This window comes from Acinetobacter sp. A1-4-2, assembly GCF_040233925.1.
Lineage (GTDB): Bacteria > Pseudomonadota > Gammaproteobacteria > Pseudomonadales > Moraxellaceae > Acinetobacter.
The window spans coordinates 1,369,707-1,387,899 of the sequence record NZ_CP157981.1 but is presented as its reverse complement, the minus strand read 5'-3'; the positions used below and the strand labels follow the sequence as shown (position 1 = coordinate 1,387,899).

The window sequence follows — 18,193 nt, the reverse complement described above, 5'->3', positions numbered from 1 at the left end:
GAAACATCATGATTCAGTCAGTTGCATTTATCGGCTTAGGCGCAATGGGTTACCGCATGGCAGCACATTTACCTCAACATTTTGATACGGTCTATGTATGGAACCGTAATTTCGAAAAAGCTAAACAGCATGCAACTGAATATGGCACCCAAGCTGTAGAACTTGAGCAAGCGGTTCAGGCCGATATCATTTTTTCTTGCCTGCCAACGAGTAAGGAAGTTGAAGATCTTATTGCAACAGTCCAGATTAAATCGGGTGCGGTATGGATCGATTGCACCAGTGGTGTTCCTGCATCGGCAAAAAAGCTCAGCCAACAATTAAAAGTATCGAATGTAGATTTTCTGGATGCACCGGTGAGCGGGCAAACCATTGGCGCTGAAAATGGCACATTAACCGTAATGATTGGTGGTGAAGCCGCTGCTTTTGAAAAAGCCCTTCCAGCCATTCAGGCTTTCGGCAAACTGATTAAACATGTCGGTGAATCAGGTGCAGGTTTCGCTGTCAAAGCGGTCAATAATATGCTATTAGCCGTCAATCTCTGCTCAGTGGCCGAAGGTTTCACCACCTTAAAAGCGCATGGGGTAAATCTGCACGAAGCCTTAGATTGCATTAATGCATCAAGCGGTAAAAGTGGTGTGACTGAAACCGTGTTGCCACAACGGGTTTTAAACCGCGAATTCCCACTGACTTTTGCTCTGCCATTATTAGCAAAAGATACCGGAATTGCACTTGATCTGGTTCGTGATGCCAAACTATCAGCACCGGTGATTGCCTTGACTCAAAGTCTGATTCAGGCAGCCAGTAATTTAGCAGAAAAAGACAGTGACTTTTCTAGTGCTGTGAAAATGTACGAATCTTGGAATAAAATTACACTTGAGTAATTACTCGCCATTGAATAATAATAAATAAACCTAATATTGTGTAGAAGTACACTACACAATATTCTCACAGAGGAAACCCTCATGACCAAGCTTAGTGTTGCAGTTTTGGCTAGTTTTACAACTTTCTTTGGGGCAACTGCTTTTGCAGCGACAGCAGAGCAAGAGTGCCAACAATTAAAAAATGACCATGATGTCATTTATGCCTCTAAAGGTTTTTGCTTTAAAGACCCGGAAGCCAAGGCCAAGTTCGGCAATGACAATTGTTATACAACCAAGCCAAAATTTTCAGAAAAAGAGCAACAACGACTTGACGCCATCAAAGATCGTCAGAAAGAATTGAACTGTAAATAATTACAGTACCCAATCACTTTCAAGGACTAGACATGCTTTACGATGATCAAAATATTTTTGCACGAATTATCCGTAATGAACTTCCTGCAATAAAAGTGTATGAGGACGAACAGGTTCTGGCTTTTATGGACATCATGCCCCAGGCAGAAGGTCATACGTTGGTCATCCCGAAAACACCTGCAATTACCTTGCTCGATCTGCCACCTGATGCCGCTGCCTATACCATTCAGATTGTGCAAAGAATTGCCCAGGCAATGAAAATAGCACTTGATGTTCAAGGTATTGTACTGATGCAACTTTCAGGTGCATCTGCTGGTCAAACTGTTCCACATGTACATTTTCACCTCATTCCAAGTTCAGTGCATGAGCTTGGAAAGCATGCATTACATATGGGTGACCAGGAAAAAATTAAAGTATTAGCTGAAAAGATTAAAGCTGAACTTTAAAATTCACTAGAATTTTAATTTGTCAAAAATGGAGCTTAAGCTCCATTTTTTTATATTTGAGATTAAATCAACTCATCTCACAGATTTTAAGAACAATTTAACTTTATGAAAAATAATAAAATATCTTAATTTCTTTAATCTTCTTCGTCATAAAACTGTCATATAGCTTTCACTTCACTGTCACAAAGTTTGCAGATACTGCTTAGCAAGTTGGTGAGCTTTTGTAATTTTTTGTACACAAGCAAACTAAAAAGAAGGCAAGGCGAATGCCATTTTAAAAAGTGTTTTGGAGAAATCTTGATGAAAAAATTGCTTCTAGCAGCTGCTGTTGCGGCAATGGGTGTAAGCGCAGCACAAGCGGCACCAACTTTGTACGGTAAACTGAATGTTTCTATAGATCAAGCAGATAACTATGATTTTAAAGGTAATGACATTAGTGAAGTAAACTCAAATGCATCACGTATTGGTGTAAAAGGTGAAGAGAAGCTTACTGAAAAACTTTCTGCTGTTTACCAAGCAGAATGGGGTTTTGCCACTGATGGTTCTGGTTCAGACTCTGAATGGAGTGCTCGTAACCGTTTCCTAGGTCTTAAATGGGCTGGTATTGGTACTTTAAAAGCCGGTCAATATGATTCTTACTTCAAAACAGCTGCTGGCAGTGCACAAGACATTTTTAACGACCACACTCGTCTTGACATGACCAAAGTATTACACGGTGAAGAGCGTCTTAAAAACGTAATCGGTTTTGAAACTGACAAAAACCTTCTTGGTGGTGTGCAATTCAACATCATGGCTATCCAAGGTGAAGACAATACTCCTGCTACCACATCTGGTACATATACAACTGAAACAAATGATGGTTTTGGTGATGCAGTTTCAGCTTCTCTAAGCTATGAAAACAAAGATCTTGGTCTTGCTTTGGCTCTTGCTGGCAATATGGGGGTACAAGGTGATTTTAATGCTTTAGATATCTCTAATGCTGAATCTGATGCTTACCGTGTAACTGGTTCTTATAACTTTAAAGCTGCTGGTTTGTCTGGTTTAACTTTGGGTGCTTTATGGCAACAAGCTGAATTGTCTGATGCTCCAGCAAACAAAGCATTAACTGAAGGTACTGCCCCTAACATTACTACTGTTACAAACAACGTTGACTCTATTGAAGAGAAAGCAATGGGTATCACCGCAGCTTATAAATTTGCTAATACTCCATGGACAGTTAAGGCTGAATACATTACAGCTGAAACTACCGCTGATCTTATGAAAGACCGCACAATTGACCAATATGGTCTTGGCGTAGATTACCAATTCAACAAACAAGCTCGTATGTACGGTGTAGTTGCTTCTCAAGAACGTGACTGGAAAACTAAAGCTGGTGAAGACGATACTATGACAGTATTCGGGCTAGGTATGGAATATAACTTCTAAGCACTCTTCATTTACTTAGAAAGCTATTAAAAAAGACCACATTCGTGTGGTCTTTTTTTTGAGGAAAGAATTTTAACTTCTTCTCTCATCCCTCTTGCATTTTAAGTCAAGGTGTTTAATTGGATTTATATAAAACATATTAAATGGAATTTTAAACAAGAATAATTATCAATTAATTATTTATATCCCCTAAAAAGATACAAGTGTTTTAGTTGGAGTTAAAAGTATATATAAGTATTTTAGTCAGAATTAAAAATTAAATACGCAGTGTTTTAGTCAACTTAATAATCGCAAAAAATCAGTATATTTTTTATCACAACCTTAACATAAATTATTGTTTTAAAAAACAAATATAATATATTTTTATTTTAATTGTTTCATCTATTTATTTTTAGTTATTTTTTGTTTAATAATATAGATCAAGTTTAAAAAAATAGGCTTATTTGTATGAGCTTAATACCGAAAGATTACAATCAACGTTTAGTTCGAGAGATCGCAATCATATTAATAATCAAGGTTGCTCTCCTACTGACGATTAAACACATCTGGTTCGATGCCCCTACTATTCCTCAAAATTTTGACACTCAAGTTGCCGAGCATATTGCTGGCAGCCCTTCCCAAATCAAGGAGACACGTTGATGATTTCTGAAAGCGTGGTCGATCTTTCGCGGTTCCAATTTGCAATGACCGCGTTGTATCACTTTATATTTGTACCTCTTACACTTGGTCTGGCTTTTATTCTTGCCATTATGGAAACCACCTATGTGATTTCCGGTAAAGAAATTTATAAGGACATGACCAAATTCTGGGGAAAACTTTTTGGTATTAACTTTGCCTTAGGTGTTACCACAGGTTTAACCATGGAGTTCCAGTTTGGTACAAACTGGGCGTACTATTCGCATTATGTCGGTGACATTTTTGGTGCGCCACTCGCTATTGAAGGATTAATGGCATTTTTCTTGGAATCGACTTTTATTGGTCTATTCTTCTTCGGCTGGGACCGGCTTTCCAAAGTTCAGCATTTAGGCGTGACTTGGCTGGTTGCACTGGGTTCCAACATGTCGGCACTTTGGATTTTAGTCGCCAATGGCTGGATGCAAAACCCTGTGGGCGCAGAGTTCAACTTTGAAACCATGCGTATGGAGCTGGTTGACTTCGGCGCACTGATTTTCAACCCGGTGGCTCAGGTTAAATTTGTCCATACAGTATCTTCAGGTTATGTCACTGGTGCCGTTTTCGTTTTAGCGATTTCCAGTTTCTACATGCTGAAAAAACGTGATTTACCTTTCGCGCGCCGTTCTTTCGCTATTGCGGCAATCTTTGGTTTAGCCTCTACATTCTCAGTTATTTTACTGGGTGATGAATCAGGTTATGAACTGGGTGATGTACAAAAAACCAAATTGGCTGCAATTGAAGCAGAATGGGAAACTCACCCAGCACCTGCTCCATTTACATTGTTTGGTATTCCAAATCGGGAAGAACAACGCACTGACTACGCCATCAAAATTCCATATGTGATGGGTATCATTGCAACACGTTCGCTTAATAAAGAAGTAACTGGCCTGAAAGACCTGATGGTTCAACATGAGCTTCGTATCCGTAATGGTATGACTGCATATGCCGAACTTGAAAAACTTCGTGCAGGCGACCGCTCACCAGCGCTGATGGCTTCGTTCAAAGAAAATCAGAAAGACTTGGGCTATGGCTTACTTCTTAAAAAATACACACCAAATGTAGTAGATGCTTCTGAAGAGCAAATCAAAGCAGCAACCAAAGATACTGTTCCTAACGTAACTGCCCTGTTCTTCTCGTTCCGTGCCATGGTGGCTTCTGGTTTCTTGATGCTGCTTCTGTTTATCCTTGCAACTTTTGCAGTCGCTAAACGCAACGCAGAAAGCAAACCTTGGTTACTTAAATTTGCGCTTTACGGCTTACCATTACCATGGATTGCTACACAAACTGGCTGGTATGTAGCTGAAGGTGGTCGTCAACCATGGACAATTGGTGAGGTTCTACCTACACATCTCTCTGCTTCAAGCTTAAGCACTGGTGATATTTGGGGTTCAATCCTGGCACTTGCAGCGTTCTATACAGTACTTCTAATTATCGAAATGTACTTGATGATCAAATTCGCTCGCTTAGGTCCAAGTTCTTTACATACTGGTAAATACCATTTTGAAAAAGGCGCTGATCAAAACCACGCTGCTGCGGAGGCTCAATCATGATCGAATATGAATTACTCAAAATTATCTGGTGGGTTTTGGTAGGTGTACTACTGATTGGCTTTGCCCTCACCGATGGCTTCGATATGGGCTCCATGGCAATCATGCCATTCGTGGGCAAAAACGATGAAGAGCGTCGTGCGGCAATCAATACCATTGCCCCGCACTGGGACGGTAACCAGGTTTGGTTCATTACAGCTGGTGGCGCACTGTTTGCTGCATGGCCAATGGTTTATGCAACTGCATTCTCCGGCATGTACTGGGCACTATTACTGGTGCTGTTTGCCCTGTTCTTAAGACCTGTAGGTTTTGACTACCGCTCTAAACTTGAGAACAAAAAATGGCGTAACTCTTGGGACTGGGGTTTGGCTGTTGGTGGTGCAGTTCCTGCTTTAGTCTTCGGTGTTGCCTTCGGTAATATGTTCCTGGGTGTACCGTTTACTTTAGATGAAACCGTACGTTCAACTTATACTGGTAGCTTCTTTGCCCTGCTCAACCCATTTGCCTTGGTTTGTGGTATTGTCAGCCTATCCATGCTGAGTGCGCATGGTGGTGCGTGGTTGATGCTTCGTACCGATGGCGACTTACATGCACGTTCTGCCAAAGCAACTCAATTGATGGGTGTGGTATTCTTGGTTTGCTTCCTGGGCGCTGGAGCATGGTTATACTTCGGTAACATTGAAGGTTATACTTTAGCGAAACCATTTGATACCAATGGGGTTGCAAACCCTCTTGCCAAAGAAGTCATTACCAATGGCAACCATGGCTGGATGAATAACTACTCGACTTACCCAATCACTATGATTGCACCGATCATGGCAATCTTGGGAAGCCTGATTGTAATTGCCGCTGCTGCGAAAGCCAAAGCAGGTTTAAGCTTCCTGGGTACATCGCTGATGGTAATTGGGGCAATTTTAACAGCTGGTTTTGCATTGTTCCCATTCCTTATGCCTTCAAGCATCAACCCTGTTGCCAGCTTGACCATGTGGGATGCCGTATCAAGTAAAAACACACTGACTGTAATGACTGTTGCTGCCTGTATTTTTGTTCCAATTATTTTGAGTTACACCACTTGGTGTTACTATAAAATGTGGGGCGTAATTACCAAAAAACATATTCAAGAGAATTCACACAGCCTGTACTAAGGCTGTGTTTTAGGAGATAAAATTATGTGGTATTTCGCATGGATTCTCGGGATTTTAATGGCGTGCTTTGCAGGCGTATTAAGTGCCCTTTATATCGAACATCATCAAGATTTGGATGAGGAATAAACAATGACAGAGATCGCAATGACAGCAGAAGGAAGCAAGCCAAATAAATTTGTAATGGCCATTTCATTTTTGATGGCATTGCCTCTTGCTACGGTGTTGCTAATTCACCCAGCCCTCATGCTCGATGCCAATGGTCACTATAATCATAGAGCCTTGATGATGATCATGATTGGCATTTCAGGTGGATTTATTTACGGCGTAGGATTTCTGCCTAAGTTTTGGCTGTGGAAATGGCTATTTAGTCCATATATCGCATGGCCACTGATGATCTGGGGTTATTACACCTGGTTCCTCACCTAATTCTTTAAACGTTCTAAAAAGCCCACATTTGTGGGCTTTTTTACATCTACTTATAACGCGCTAAAATCTTTTCCCGCTCTTCTTTCGATATATCCTCAGGCAACATAAAACATTCACGATACTTTTGAAGAAAAATCTGAATAAGCTTTTGACAATCAGGCAAAGTATGTTTTAAATAAATCTGTGCACTCATCATTGTTAAATTGTTAGATTGCTTAATAATCAGTTTTTTGTGTTCATCACCCAAACCAAAGGTGTGACGCAAAAATGTTTGCTTCCCACTATGTACAATTGAATTAAGATAATCCAAAGAGAATAACTTCAACTCTTCGAGTTGAGCGACAATATGCTTGATTTCCTGAATTTCCTTCAAAGCTTCAATCATCGGCGTTGCAGTAAAACGGCTAATACTTTTATGTTTCCTTTAAAGTAAGCTGCTCTATTGAATCCAGCACGCCCAACTCACACACTTGCTCATCCGTTGCTACAAATAATATCCAATAAGCACGCACTAAAGATTCAAATTGTGTACGAAACAACGCAAGAGCCGATATAAACAGTTCAGTTTCTAATAATGTTTTAACCGCTAATCCATGTTCAATCGATATGTCACAACACTGATATACTAAATCTAGATGTAGCCCGCCATCTACAAATTCAGACTGCGATAATTCTTGATTTAATTCATTAACCATCGTCATTGATTGTTCAAATAAATCCATTTATTTTCCCCCAAAAATAAAAAAGCCAGATCAAATCTAGCTTTTCAGTATTAATATCAACATCAACGATGGGTATGGATCGACATCACAATCCCCATACTCGCCAGTAACGAAATTACTGCCGAGCCACCATAACTCATCAGTGGCAGAGGGTCCCCAGTTACAGGTAAAATTCCGCTGGCCATTCCTGAGTTTAAAAATACAAAGAAAAAGAACGTCAGCCCGATAGCACCCGCATATAAGCGTCCAAAATTATGAAAACTGTTCAAGCCGATCATCAGGCAACGAATAATAATCGCAGCAAACAGGCTGAATAATAAAAACACCCCGACAAAGCCATATTCTTCAGCATAGGCCGACATAATGAAGTCGGTATGATGTTCAGGCAAGTAACCTAAATGCGACTGAGTACCGGTCAAATATCCTTTCCCGGTTAACCCCCCAGAACCAATGGCAATTTTGGACTGGATGATGTTCCAGCCAGCACCCAATGCATCGGACTCAGGATCAAATAAGGTCAAGATACGTTTCTTTTGATAGGTTTGCAGTACAAACATCCATAAAACCGGTGCTGCAACAGCCAAAGCCGTTAGAGCTCCCAAAATCAAACGCCAAGACATACCGCATAGAAACAAGACAAAAACACCGGGAATAATCAGACCAATGTTCAAGTCAGGTTGTAGTGCCACCAGTACAAACGGAATCATCATCAGGATGAGCCCAGTCACGATCTGCAAAAACGTAGGTGGAAATACACGACGTGAAAAATACCATGCCATCATCAGCGGCATGGCAAATTTCATGATTTCACTGGGCTGCATACTGCCAATGCCCGGAACCGTCAGCCAACGCTTTGCCCCCAAACGCGTATCACCAATCACCAGAACCAGCACCAGTAGCACCATGCCCAGCATATAAAAATAAGGACTGACCGCCTGATAAACTTTTGGCGGAACCTGGGCACATAAAAACATGAGGATGAAACCGACACCAAAACTGGTCGCCTGACGAATCACCATACTGCTATCTTGCAAGGTTGCACTATAGACCACCATCAATCCCAATATTGAATTCAATACCAGAAAAGAAAGCAGCCATGGATCCAAGTGTAATTTGGCCCATCTGGATGAGTCATGTTTAATGCTTCTACCATCACGTAAAGAGTGACGTAAAAAACGATACTGGGGGGATGGTATCATTTGAAATATTTGAACAAGCTAGAGACAGCGCAAATTATAAGTTTAAAGTGTTTAAATAACATCATTAAGTCCCATATTTCTGCATTTTTATCTTGTAGACTTTAAACTGCTTGCTGGGAGGCTAAGATTAAACGTGCCAACTCCAGATCATCGGCATAGGTAATTTTAATATTATCTGATCGACCCTGTACCACTTTTACTGGTTCACCCACATACTCCAGAGCACTGGCTTCATCGGTAATGGTCATGTCATCCTGCAATGCTTTTTCAATTGCATGTTTTAAGATACCTAATCTTGAGATTTGGGGTGTCTGAGCTTGCCATAAATGGTCGCGACTAACTGTCTTGGCAATTGCATTTGCCTGTGCAACATATTTTAAGGTGTCACGTACGGGAATCGCCAAAATCGCACTGCAATTTTCCTGAATAGCCGTATTCACTAAACTCTGCAAACAGTCTTGGGTCACACAAGGACGCGCAGCATCATGTACCAATACCCAATCCTCTTCAGCTGCAAATGCTTCAAGATAGCTTAAGGCATTCAGAACCGAATTCACCCGTTCTGCGCCACCCGGACAAAAATGAGCCTTTTCAGGATTGGATAAAGCTAAGGTTTTTGCGACATCATCCTGTGTACCAATAGCCAGAACATAACCTGCCAAAGGCAACTGATTCAGACGTGCAACGGTATGCTCAAGTACGGTTAGATCTTGAATCTGTTGATATTGTTTAAGTTCAGTTTTAGAAAAACGACTTCCGGAACCAGCAGCAGGAATAACTGCCCAAATTTTATGGTGCACTTTCTACGGGTGCTCCAGTTTCATTTTCATTGGTTCTTAAATCTGCTTTGGCATTTGGATCAATATAAATAGGCTTATAGTTTGTACTAATAGTACTCATTTGTACAAAAGTTTCATGCGGCTTGATCAAGCCCAAGTCTAAACGCGCATGCTCTTCAATGGCTTCAATACCATTTTTCAAGTCATAAACTTCAGCAGCGAGAACTCGGTTACGTTCTTTAAGTTCCGTATTTAATTCTGTTTGTTGTTGAATTTTTTCAGCCAGTTTTTGATGGTCATGGTAACCACCTTCACCAAACCAGAATAAGTACTGAAACCCTGCGATCAAAATGATCGCAAGGCCCAATAATGCTTTACTCACTTTGGAGTCAAATACATTGAATAGAGATAGCATGATATGTGCTTAGTTCAAACCTTTGAACTCAGCTTTACCGCGATATGCAGCTTTAGTCAATTCTTCGATACGAAGTAATTGGTTATATTTTGCTACACGGTCAGAACGGCAAAGTGAACCTGTCTTGATTTGACCCGCTGCTGTACCTACTGCAAGATCAGCAATAGTCGAATCTTCAGTTTCGCCTGAACGGTGAGAAATTACTGTAGAGTAACCATTTGCTTTCGCAAGATAGATAGCATCTAGAGTTTCAGTCAAGGTACCGATCTGGTTGTATTTGATCAAGATAGAGTTAGCAACTTTCTCATTGATACCGCGTTGAAGGATTTTTGGATTGGTTACGAACAGGTCATCACCCACCAACTGGATCTTGTCGCCAAGGATAGAAGTCAGGTAAGACCAGCCTTCCCAGTCAGACTCATCCAGGCCATCTTCAATCGAGATGATTGGGTATTGGTTTACAAGACCCGCAAGGTAGTCAGAGAACTGGTTGCTTGTGAATGCTTTGTTGCCTTCGCCAGCAAGAATGTACTGACCATCTTTGTAGAATTCTGAAGATGCGCAGTCAAGTGCAAGCATGATGTCAGAACCCGCTTTATAACCCGTTTGCTCAATCGCAGAAAGGATTACAGTAATCGCTTCTTCATTTGAACGTAAGTTTGGTGCAAAACCACCTTCATCACCCACCGCAGTATTCAAACCTTGTTTCTTTAAAACTGATTTTAAAGAATGGAAGATTTCAGCACCCGCACGTAACGCTTCAGAGAATGAAGTAAAGCCCACTGGCTCAATCATAAACTCTTGAATGTCAACGTTGTTATCTGCGTGTGAACCACCGTTCAAGATGTTCATCATTGGAACGGGCATAGTTAAAATGCTGTTGTTACGAAGGTCTGCGATGTATTGGAAAAGAGGAATTTTCTTTTCGTCAGCAGCAGCACGTGCAGCAGCCAAAGATACCGCTAGAGTTGCGTTCGCACCTAGTTTTTCTTTGTTTTCTGTACCGTCAAGCGCGATCATTGTGTTATCAATATCTTTTTGTTCAAAGACTGATTTACCCAACAATGCGTCACGAATTACTGTGTTAACGTTGTTAACTGCAGTTTTAACGCCTTTACCCAAGTAACGTGCTTTATCGCCGTCACGAAGTTCTAAAGCTTCACGAGAACCAGTTGAAGCACCAGATGGTGCACATGCACGGCCAACTACGCCAGATGCCAAGATTACGTCTGCTTCGATGGTTGGGTTACCACGAGAGTCCAAAATTTCACGTGCACGAATGTCAACGATTTGACTCATGAACAATTCCTCAGTTGATGAATAACGCGATGCTTTAGAAGGCATCAAGGTGTATATGATTTAGTGTGTATCTAACTTTTTGAAACCTTTAACCAAGGTATCCAATTCTTTCAGCTGCGCCAAGAATGGCTCCAGTTGCGACATACGAAGTGCACAAGGACCATCACATTTAGCATGTTCAGGATCTGGATGAGCTTCCAAGAATAAACCCGCCAGACCAGTGGCCATACCCGCACGAGCCAAAGTGGTAATTTGCGCACGGCGACCGCCCGCAGAATCTGCACGCCCACCTGGAGTTTGCAGCGCGTGGGTGACATCAAAGAATACAGGCACATTCATTTCTTTCATGATGTCGAAGCCCAGCATATCTACAACCAGGTTGTTATAGCCAAAGGCCGAACCACGTTCACAAAGAATTAGCTTGTCATTTCCGGCTTCCAGACACTTATGCAAAATATGGCGCATTTCGTGTGGCGCAAGGAATTGTGCTTTTTTGATATTGATGATGGCATCGGTTTTTGCCATAGCTTCAACCAGATCAGTCTGACGGCTCAAGAATGCTGGAAGCTGGATAATATCCGCCACTTCAGCAACAGGTGCAGCCTGATAAGGTTCATGTACATCAGTAATGATGGGTACATTGAAGTGTTTTTTAATGTCTGCTAACCACTCGATCCCTTTTTCCAAGCCTGGGCCACGGAAAGAGTTCAAGCTTGAACGGTTGGCTTTATCAAAACTTGCTTTAAACACGTAAGGAATTTCCAGACGTTTGCAGATATCAACATAAGTTTCTGCAATTTCAAAAGCAAGGTCTTTTGACTCAAGTACATTCATTCCGCCGAATAATACAAATGGCAAGTGATTTGCCATTTGTATATCGCCTAAACGTACAATTTCTTGTGGTTTTAATTGCGACATTTAAACTTTCCTAGTTTAGTCTTGCCCAGCCATTATTTGGTTTTTTGGTACTGTTTTTTCGCAGCATCAATAAAGCTGGCAAATAATGGATGCCCATCACGTGGTGAACTTGTAAATTCCGGGTGGAATTGTACAGCAATAAACCAAGGATGTTGAGGAATTTCAACTGTTTCTACCAAATGTTGTACTGGTGAATAACCTGAAATCTTCAGACCTTTCTCTTCTAGCGCAGGAATGAAACGGTTGTTCATTTCGTAACGGTGACGGTGACGTTCGATAATTTCATTCGAACCATACACTTCTGCAGTTTTTGTACCTGCAACCAGTTCAGATTTTTGTGCACCTAAGCGCATGGTTCCGCCAAGATCAGAATCTACAGAACGCTGTTGAACTTCACCACGCTCATCCAGCCATTCAGTGATCAGACCAATCAATGGTGATTTGGTTGAACGGTTGAATTCTGTGGAAGACGCATCAGTGATACCCGCCACGTTACGCGCGTATTCGATCACTGCCAACTGCATACCTAAACAGATACCCAGGAATGGCACACCGTTTTCACGTGCATATTTGATTGCCAGCATTTTGCCTTCAGTGCCACGCTCACCAAAACCGCCCGGAACCAGAATGGCATCTGCATCTTTAAGCGCTTCATTCACATCTTGGCTTTCAAGATCTTCAGCATTGACATAGTCAATTTGGACTTTGACACGGTTTTTGATACCAGCATGTAAAAGTGCTTCGTTTACAGATTTATATGCATCTGGAAGCTCAACATATTTACCCACCATGGCAACACGAACTGTGTATTCAGGGTTTAATAAAGCTTCTACGACATTGTCCCAGTCTGAAAGATCCGCTTCAGGCAGGTCGTTATAACCAAAACGTTCACAAATTAAATCGTCAACATCCTGTTCATAGAAAGTACGTGGAATTTGATAAATAGTACGTGCATCTTTACAGACCACAACCGCACGCGCTTCCACGTTAGTGAATAGTGCAATTTTGCGGGTTGTATCAGCATCAACATCATGCTCGGTACGGCAGATTAAAATATCTGGTTGAATACCAATCGATAACAACTCTTTCACAGAGTGCTGAGTCGGTTTGGTTTTCAGTTCTGCTGCTGATTTGATGTATGGAAGTAAAGTCAAGTGCATCAACATGGTACGTTTATGACCAAGCTCTACCATTAACTGACGTACAGATTCCATGAACGGGAGAGATTCGATGTCACCTACTGTTCCGCCAATTTCCACAATTGCGACGTCATAGCCTTCGCCAGCGCGAAGCACACGTTCTTTAATATTATCGGTAATATGTGGAATAACCTGAACAGTACCACCCAGATAGTCACCACGGCGTTCTTTATTTAAAACATCCTGATAAACACGACCTGATGTGAAGTTGTTCAGTTTGGTCATTTTCGCACGACGTAAGAAACGTTCGTAATAACCCAAGTCTAAGTCAGTTTCAGCACCATCCTCTGTGACAAAAACTTCACCGTGTTGGAACGGACTCATCGTTCCTGGATCGACATTAATGTATGGATCCATTTTGACCATGGTCACTTTTAAACCACGGGCTTCTAAAAGCGCAGCCACAGATGCAGCTGAAATACCTTTACCTAGTGATGATACAACACCACCAGTAACGAAAATAAAATGGGTCATTAAGTTTCTCGTACAATGGAGCCTAAATTGGCCTACAATGTTGTGCGATTTTACTTTACTCTGTACCAATAAAGCAAAGTCATTCCGCATCAATTCATAGAACAATAAACAATTGGTTATTCTATCAGCATTTCCGATAAAAAATTAGGGTAAGCTGATAGGATTTTTATATTTGTATTTGCTGTTATAATAGCAACATCCAATTAATGCTTTATTTTGTGCGATTATGAATAATAAACTTTTACTTTGTGGTGCTATTGCAGCAAGTTTACTTTTAACAGCATGTGTAAAAAAAGAAACTCCAAAAGAAGATGAGCAAGAACAGGTTGAAACAACCGAGCAAACTGAACAAATGAATCAGCCTGCAGAAGCTGTACCTTTGGAAGCTATGGAAGATAACAACGCTCAAGCTCCAGCGCAGGTAGAAGTTGAACGTGAAGAAACGCCAAATACAACTACAGTCATTCGTCGTGAAGTGCGTGAAGCTCCTCAACAGACTACAACTGAAACTGCTCAAGCTGAAGCACCAAAAGCTCAACCAAAACCTGCTTCAGAAGCCCCAGCCAAATCAAATAATGAAGCTCAGTCTGAAGATGATGCAGTAGCTGCGGCCATTGCTGCGGCAACACCTGCATTGGATCAATAAATTCAGTCAGTTTTAAAGACCCGTCTTTATGGCGGGTTTTTTATTGTGGTTTACCAGAGATCGAAAATAATTTATAGATTCTAAATAAAATTTTTATTTAAAAACGATCGAGATAAAGTTAAGCACAAAGAACATAGATTTAAAAAACATGAACCGAAAAATGAAAAACTGATTTTTTGTCTTTCACCATATTTTTGAGTGAAGTCTACCCAAGATAAAAAATTTGAACTAAATAGTATTGATTTTGAGACACAAACCTATGCTAAAACAATGTTGTGATTTGCTTGAAACACATCAGTTAAAAATTGCTTTTATTGAAAGTGCCAGTTCTGGCTATCTTTCCAGTCAGTTTTCTATTTGCAAAAACAGTGGCGCAGAAATTTTACTGGGTGGGCTGGTCAGTTATGATCCCTCAATCAAGATCAATATCCTGCATATTGATGCTGAACTGATAGAAAAATACACCGCAGAATCTGCTGAAGTCACAGAAGCAATGGCAAGGCAAGGAAAAAATCTCTTTACTCAAGCCGATATTATTGTTGCTTGCACGGGTTTACTGAAACCTGGCGGTAGCGCAACAGAAAATAAACCTGAAGGCACATTTTTCACCTCAATTTTATATTTAAATAAAATACACAATTTTCAATATTTTATTGAGGGTACCCCATTAAAACGCCTTGATGTTTTAACTCAATACATTGCAGATGAAGTCACCCAACTCATTCAGGGAGTTTAAGGATGTTTAACAGTAAAACTTTCGTATTTAGTCTGATACTGCTACCCTGCACCTGTTTTGCAACTGTAGGTGGCCCTCAAAATATTGAAGTGTTGGGCTATGAAAGCAAAGAGCAAAAAGTCTATCTGCTTAAACATTATCTTGATGGTCGTGGTCGCCTACCGCAACTTTATTATTATCAATTTAAAAACACCCAACAACCGGCAAAGCTGATTCAGGTGAATTCGCTATATATTAATTCTAAAACCAAGAAAATTGATTATGACCAGGATAGTCGGCAGTTCGATAAGGAAATAGCAAAAATTAAAAAGCGGCTTAACCCTCTTGCACCACTACCTAAATCAAGCATCAAGATTCAGGTTTTAAAGAAAACCACCTCTAAAGAGAAATCCTGGTATGACCCGAAAGAATATATTCCGAAATATACTTATACATACCAACTCAGCAGTAAAAGCTTGAAAAGCCAGATCCATCAGGCGATCGATTATCGCCACGGATTAAGCATATCCCAAGCTTACAAGATTCCCCGGCAACAGAAGATTCTAGCGGTAGTTAAATACCTGGGCATCCCTTATGAAACAGGCTACAGTATTGAAGATCCGGTTTTACTGAATGCAAAAAAATAAAGCCTCCGAAGAGGCTTTATTCATGCTTTTATCTTAAGCTGCAGTACGCTCTGCAATTGGAACCACTTTACGCAGTTCAGGGCCGGTATAATCCGCGCTTGGACGGATAATACGGTTGTCTGCACGCTGTTCCATTACATGTGCTGCCCAGCCTGTTACACGGCTCATCACAAAGATTGGCGTGAACAGTTTGGTTGCAATTCCCATGAAGTGGTAAGCAGATGCATGGAAGAAGTCTGCATTACAGAACAGTTTCTTCTCGCGCCACATCACCTCTTCACAGCGTACTGATACCGGATAAAGCACGGTATCACCTACATCTTTAGCCAGACGCTCAGACCAGATCTTGATGATGCCATTACGCGGGTCATTGTCTTTATAGATAGCATGACCAAAGCCCATGATCTTTTCTTTACGCTCCAGCTTACCCAGCATTTCGCGTTCGGCTTCTTCTGGAGAGGTCCAGTTTTCAATCATTTCCATCGCTGCTTCATTGGCACCACCGTGTAATGGACCACGAAGTGAACCAATAGCACCAGTAATACATGAGTGCATATCAGACAAAGTAGATGCACACACGCGCGCAGTAAATGTAGACGCGTTGAATTCATGCTCTGCATAAAGAATCAGCGACACATTCATCACCTGTTCATGCAATTCATTCGGTTTTTCACCACGCAGTAAATGCAGGAATTGTGCACCAATTGAATCATCATCGGTATTTTCTTCAATGCGCACGCCATCATGGCTATAACGATACCAATAGCAGATGATTGCAGGTAAAGTCGCCAAAATACGGTCGGCAACATCTTGCTGCTCATCAAAAGATTTTTCAGTTTCCAAGTTGCCCAGCATGGACACACCGGTACGCATCACATCCATTGGATGTGAATCTGCCGGAATGCGCTCCAACACTTCTTTCAACGCTTGTGGAAGCTGACGTAAAGATTTCAATTTGGCCTTATAAGCCGCAAGCTGTTCAGTCGTTGGCAATTCACCAAAGAAGATAAGATAAGCCACTTCTTCAAATTGGCAATTTTCCGCCAGATCCTGCACATCATAACCACGATAGGTTAAGCCTGCGCCACTCTTACCAACAGTAGAAAGTGCGGTTTTACCTGCAACCTGTCCACGTAATCCTGCACCTGTCAGTACTTTTCCTTCAGCCATTTTTAATTCTCCATTTTGAATTATTTATTTAAAAAATTTATTTAAACAATTTATCTAAAGTGTTCTCAAACGTATGATAATCAAGAAACTCGTAAAGCTCTTTACGCTGTTGCATCTTGTCCAATACATTCACTTGCGTACCGTTTTCACGGATAGAACGCATCACTTCCAATGCCGCTTTCTGCATTGCACGTGTCGCAGACAGTGGATAAAGCACCATACGAATACCTTGTTCACCCAACTCATCTACGGTGTAATAAGGCGTATCACCAAATTCGGTAATATTTGCCAATACAGGCACACCTACAGCATCACACACTGTACGATACATGGTAATGTCAGTCATCGCTTCAGCAAAGATCGCATCCGCACCAGCTTCAACACATGCACATGCACGGTCAATCACCGCTTGTAAACCTTCTTTTTGCAAGGCATCGGTACGCGCCATCACCACAAAGTTTGAATCAGTCTTGGCATCCACCGCTGCTTTAATACGGTCAACCATTTCCTGCTGGGTCACAATTTCCTTGTTTGGACGGTGACCACAACGCTTTTGTGCAACCTGATCTTCAATATGAACGGCTGCAGCACCAGCCGCAATCATCTGTTTAACAGTACGGGCGATATTAAATGCTCCGCCCCATCCCGTATCAATATCTACAAGTAAAGGCGTGTCGACACGTTCAGTGATACGACGTACATCTTCTAGAACATTGTCCAAACTGGTCATACCCAAGTCAGGCAATCCATAAGAATAGTTGGCAACTCCTGCGCCCGATACATAAATGGCTTTATAACCCACTTCTTTCGCCATCATGGCTGCATAGGCATTCACTGTGCCGATAATTTGTAATGGCTTTTCAACTTCCAGTGCTTGTCTAAATCTTAAGCCTGCAGACATTTGTTGTGTCATCTTCCTTTCCACAGTTTCACTTTATTTATCGAAGTTTGAGTATATCCATAAACCCCTGTTTGGCCATGACTCTTTAGAATTTTTACTCTATAACTTTAGTCAAATAATTCTCAAATTTATTGCACAATAAATTTTCGTGATATTAGATATTATTTATTTTTGATAAACACAGCTTTTTTGTACGCTAAATAAGCTAATTTG

22 protein-coding genes are annotated in these 18,193 nt (G+C 41.1%); 12 read left to right on the top strand and 10 right to left on the bottom strand.

The window, feature by feature from the left end:
- The first annotated feature begins 8 nt into the window (after window positions 1-8).
- The 9 genes from ABJ384_RS06900 to ABJ384_RS06860 all read left to right on the top strand — a co-directional run bounded on the left by ABJ384_RS06900 (window position 9) and on the right by ABJ384_RS06860 (window position 6,896).
- Window positions 9-881, top strand: coding sequence for an NAD(P)-dependent oxidoreductase (locus tag ABJ384_RS06900; protein WP_349929603.1), 873 nt, complete (start codon window positions 9-11; stop codon window positions 879-881).
- Between the two features lie 81 nt (window positions 882-962).
- Window positions 963-1,232 (top strand): YARHG domain-containing protein, encoded by a 270-nt coding sequence (locus ABJ384_RS06895; RefSeq protein ID WP_086196306.1) that lies wholly within the window; start codon window positions 963-965, stop codon window positions 1,230-1,232.
- A gap of 32 nt (window positions 1,233-1,264) precedes the next feature.
- The gene (locus tag ABJ384_RS06890) at window positions 1,265-1,678 is read left to right on the top strand and encodes an HIT family protein (protein WP_349929602.1); all 414 of its coding nucleotides are present in this window, start codon (window positions 1,265-1,267) and stop codon (window positions 1,676-1,678) included.
- A gap of 300 nt (window positions 1,679-1,978) precedes the next feature.
- Window positions 1,979-3,103 carry a porin gene (locus ABJ384_RS06885; RefSeq protein ID WP_349929601.1) on the top strand — a complete coding sequence of 375 codons (1,125 nt, stop codon included), beginning with the start codon at window positions 1,979-1,981 and terminating at the stop codon, window positions 3,101-3,103.
- 447 nt (window positions 3,104-3,550) lie between these two features.
- Window positions 3,551-3,742, top strand: coding sequence for a cytochrome oxidase putative small subunit CydP (cydP, locus tag ABJ384_RS06880; RefSeq protein ID WP_086196309.1), 192 nt, complete (start codon window positions 3,551-3,553; stop codon window positions 3,740-3,742).
- Complete coding sequence (locus tag ABJ384_RS06875) at window positions 3,742-5,328, top strand: cytochrome ubiquinol oxidase subunit I (protein WP_349929600.1); 1,587 nt, start codon at window positions 3,742-3,744, stop codon at window positions 5,326-5,328. The genes cydP and ABJ384_RS06875 overlap by 1 nt, the downstream gene beginning before the upstream one ends.
- Window positions 5,325-6,470, top strand: a complete 1,146-nt coding sequence (gene cydB / locus ABJ384_RS06870) for a cytochrome d ubiquinol oxidase subunit II (RefSeq protein WP_349929599.1) — start codon at window positions 5,325-5,327, stop codon at window positions 6,468-6,470. Before ABJ384_RS06875 ends, cydB begins: the two co-directional genes overlap by 4 nt.
- A gap of 24 nt (window positions 6,471-6,494) precedes the next feature.
- Window positions 6,495-6,596 (top strand): cytochrome bd-I oxidase subunit CydX, encoded by a 102-nt coding sequence (cydX, locus tag ABJ384_RS06865; RefSeq protein WP_002120988.1) that lies wholly within the window; start codon window positions 6,495-6,497, stop codon window positions 6,594-6,596.
- 3 nt (window positions 6,597-6,599) lie between these two features.
- The gene (locus ABJ384_RS06860) at window positions 6,600-6,896 is read left to right on the top strand and encodes a cyd operon YbgE family protein (RefSeq protein ID WP_086196312.1); all 297 of its coding nucleotides are present in this window, start codon (window positions 6,600-6,602) and stop codon (window positions 6,894-6,896) included.
- Between the two features lie 46 nt (window positions 6,897-6,942).
- Here the strand turns inward: ABJ384_RS06860 and ABJ384_RS06855 are convergent, their stop codons facing one another.
- The 8 genes from ABJ384_RS06855 to ABJ384_RS06820 form a co-directional block, all read right to left on the bottom strand.
- Entirely contained in the window at window positions 6,943-7,281 is a 339-nt protein-coding gene (locus ABJ384_RS06855; protein ID WP_349929598.1) for a hypothetical protein, read from the bottom strand.
- A gap of 28 nt (window positions 7,282-7,309) precedes the next feature.
- On the bottom strand, window positions 7,310-7,618 hold the full coding sequence (locus ABJ384_RS06850; protein WP_349929597.1) for a hypothetical protein: 309 nt from the start codon (window positions 7,616-7,618) through the stop codon (window positions 7,310-7,312).
- Window positions 7,619-7,680: 62 nt separating this feature from the next.
- Entirely contained in the window at window positions 7,681-8,817 is a 1,137-nt protein-coding gene (rodA, locus tag ABJ384_RS06845; RefSeq protein WP_166168392.1) for a rod shape-determining protein RodA, read from the bottom strand.
- Between the two features lie 101 nt (window positions 8,818-8,918).
- Window positions 8,919-9,617, bottom strand: coding sequence for a 2-C-methyl-D-erythritol 4-phosphate cytidylyltransferase (gene ispD / locus ABJ384_RS06840; RefSeq protein ID WP_349929596.1), 699 nt, complete (start codon window positions 9,615-9,617; stop codon window positions 8,919-8,921).
- Window positions 9,607-10,011 carry a septum formation initiator family protein gene (locus tag ABJ384_RS06835; protein WP_180043436.1) on the bottom strand — a complete coding sequence of 135 codons (405 nt, stop codon included), beginning with the start codon at window positions 10,009-10,011 and terminating at the stop codon, window positions 9,607-9,609. Before ABJ384_RS06835 ends, ispD begins: the two co-directional genes overlap by 11 nt.
- 9 nt (window positions 10,012-10,020) lie before the next feature.
- The gene (gene eno / locus ABJ384_RS06830) at window positions 10,021-11,310 is read right to left on the bottom strand and encodes a phosphopyruvate hydratase (protein WP_086196318.1); all 1,290 of its coding nucleotides are present in this window, start codon (window positions 11,308-11,310) and stop codon (window positions 10,021-10,023) included.
- A gap of 60 nt (window positions 11,311-11,370) precedes the next feature.
- Window positions 11,371-12,228: a 3-deoxy-8-phosphooctulonate synthase gene (kdsA, locus tag ABJ384_RS06825; protein ID WP_086196319.1), complete on the bottom strand. Its 858-nt coding sequence runs from the start codon at window positions 12,226-12,228 to the stop codon at window positions 11,371-11,373.
- 32 nt (window positions 12,229-12,260) lie between these two features.
- Window positions 12,261-13,901 carry a CTP synthase gene (locus tag ABJ384_RS06820; protein WP_180043435.1) on the bottom strand — a complete coding sequence of 547 codons (1,641 nt, stop codon included), beginning with the start codon at window positions 13,899-13,901 and terminating at the stop codon, window positions 12,261-12,263.
- A gap of 226 nt (window positions 13,902-14,127) precedes the next feature.
- Between ABJ384_RS06820 and ABJ384_RS06815 the strand changes: the two genes are divergently transcribed.
- The 3 genes from ABJ384_RS06815 to ABJ384_RS06805 all read left to right on the top strand — a co-directional run bounded on the left by ABJ384_RS06815 (window position 14,128) and on the right by ABJ384_RS06805 (window position 15,909).
- The gene (locus tag ABJ384_RS06815) at window positions 14,128-14,547 is read left to right on the top strand and encodes an internalin (protein WP_180043433.1); all 420 of its coding nucleotides are present in this window, start codon (window positions 14,128-14,130) and stop codon (window positions 14,545-14,547) included.
- A 259-nt stretch (window positions 14,548-14,806) separates the two neighbouring features.
- The gene (locus ABJ384_RS06810) at window positions 14,807-15,283 is read left to right on the top strand and encodes a CinA family protein (protein WP_349929595.1); all 477 of its coding nucleotides are present in this window, start codon (window positions 14,807-14,809) and stop codon (window positions 15,281-15,283) included.
- Between the two features lie 2 nt (window positions 15,284-15,285).
- Window positions 15,286-15,909 (top strand): aminotransferase, encoded by a 624-nt coding sequence (locus ABJ384_RS06805; RefSeq protein ID WP_349929594.1) that lies wholly within the window; start codon window positions 15,286-15,288, stop codon window positions 15,907-15,909.
- A 33-nt stretch (window positions 15,910-15,942) separates the two neighbouring features.
- Here the strand turns inward: ABJ384_RS06805 and prpC are convergent, their stop codons facing one another.
- Window positions 15,943-17,079, bottom strand: a complete 1,137-nt coding sequence (gene prpC / locus ABJ384_RS06800) for a 2-methylcitrate synthase (protein WP_092819461.1) — start codon at window positions 17,077-17,079, stop codon at window positions 15,943-15,945.
- 37 nt (window positions 17,080-17,116) lie between these two features.
- On the bottom strand, window positions 17,117-17,992 hold the full coding sequence (gene prpB, locus ABJ384_RS06795) for a methylisocitrate lyase (RefSeq protein WP_086174234.1): 876 nt from the start codon (window positions 17,990-17,992) through the stop codon (window positions 17,117-17,119).
- Window positions 17,993-18,193: the final 201 nt, after the last annotated feature.

Bases quoted from the DNA above. Each gene is read 5' to 3' on its own strand.
- prpB (WP_086174234.1), bottom strand. From the start codon at position 17,992: ATGACACAACAAATGTCTGCAGGCTTAAGATTTAGACAAGCACTGGAA.
- prpC (WP_092819461.1), bottom strand. From the start codon at position 17,079: ATGGCTGAAGGAAAAGTACTGACAGGTGCAGGATTACGTGGACAGGTT.
- rodA (WP_166168392.1), bottom strand. From the start codon at position 8,817: ATGATACCATCCCCCCAGTATCGTTTTTTACGTCACTCTTTACGTGAT.
- ABJ384_RS06855 (WP_349929598.1), bottom strand. From the start codon at position 7,281: ATGATTGAAGCTTTGAAGGAAATTCAGGAAATCAAGCATATTGTCGCT.
- cydB (WP_349929599.1), top strand. From the start codon at position 5,325: ATGATCGAATATGAATTACTCAAAATTATCTGGTGGGTTTTGGTAGGT.
- kdsA (WP_086196319.1), bottom strand. From the start codon at position 12,228: ATGTCGCAATTAAAACCACAAGAAATTGTACGTTTAGGCGATATACAA.
- cydP (WP_086196309.1), top strand. From the start codon at position 3,551: ATGAGCTTAATACCGAAAGATTACAATCAACGTTTAGTTCGAGAGATC.
- ABJ384_RS06895 (WP_086196306.1), top strand. From the start codon at position 963: ATGACCAAGCTTAGTGTTGCAGTTTTGGCTAGTTTTACAACTTTCTTT.
- ABJ384_RS06885 (WP_349929601.1), top strand. From the start codon at position 1,979: ATGAAAAAATTGCTTCTAGCAGCTGCTGTTGCGGCAATGGGTGTAAGC.
- ABJ384_RS06820 (WP_180043435.1), bottom strand. From the start codon at position 13,901: ATGACCCATTTTATTTTCGTTACTGGTGGTGTTGTATCATCACTAGGT.
- ABJ384_RS06890 (WP_349929602.1), top strand. From the start codon at position 1,265: ATGCTTTACGATGATCAAAATATTTTTGCACGAATTATCCGTAATGAA.
- ABJ384_RS06810 (WP_349929595.1), top strand. From the start codon at position 14,807: ATGCTAAAACAATGTTGTGATTTGCTTGAAACACATCAGTTAAAAATT.
- cydX (WP_002120988.1), top strand. From the start codon at position 6,495: ATGTGGTATTTCGCATGGATTCTCGGGATTTTAATGGCGTGCTTTGCA.
- ABJ384_RS06900 (WP_349929603.1), top strand. From the start codon at position 9: ATGATTCAGTCAGTTGCATTTATCGGCTTAGGCGCAATGGGTTACCGC.
- ABJ384_RS06850 (WP_349929597.1), bottom strand. From the start codon at position 7,618: ATGGATTTATTTGAACAATCAATGACGATGGTTAATGAATTAAATCAA.
- eno (WP_086196318.1), bottom strand. From the start codon at position 11,310: ATGAGTCAAATCGTTGACATTCGTGCACGTGAAATTTTGGACTCTCGT.
- ABJ384_RS06835 (WP_180043436.1), bottom strand. From the start codon at position 10,011: ATGCTATCTCTATTCAATGTATTTGACTCCAAAGTGAGTAAAGCATTA.
- ABJ384_RS06815 (WP_180043433.1), top strand. From the start codon at position 14,128: ATGAATAATAAACTTTTACTTTGTGGTGCTATTGCAGCAAGTTTACTT.
- ABJ384_RS06805 (WP_349929594.1), top strand. From the start codon at position 15,286: ATGTTTAACAGTAAAACTTTCGTATTTAGTCTGATACTGCTACCCTGC.
- ABJ384_RS06860 (WP_086196312.1), top strand. From the start codon at position 6,600: ATGACAGAGATCGCAATGACAGCAGAAGGAAGCAAGCCAAATAAATTT.
- ABJ384_RS06875 (WP_349929600.1), top strand. From the start codon at position 3,742: ATGATTTCTGAAAGCGTGGTCGATCTTTCGCGGTTCCAATTTGCAATG.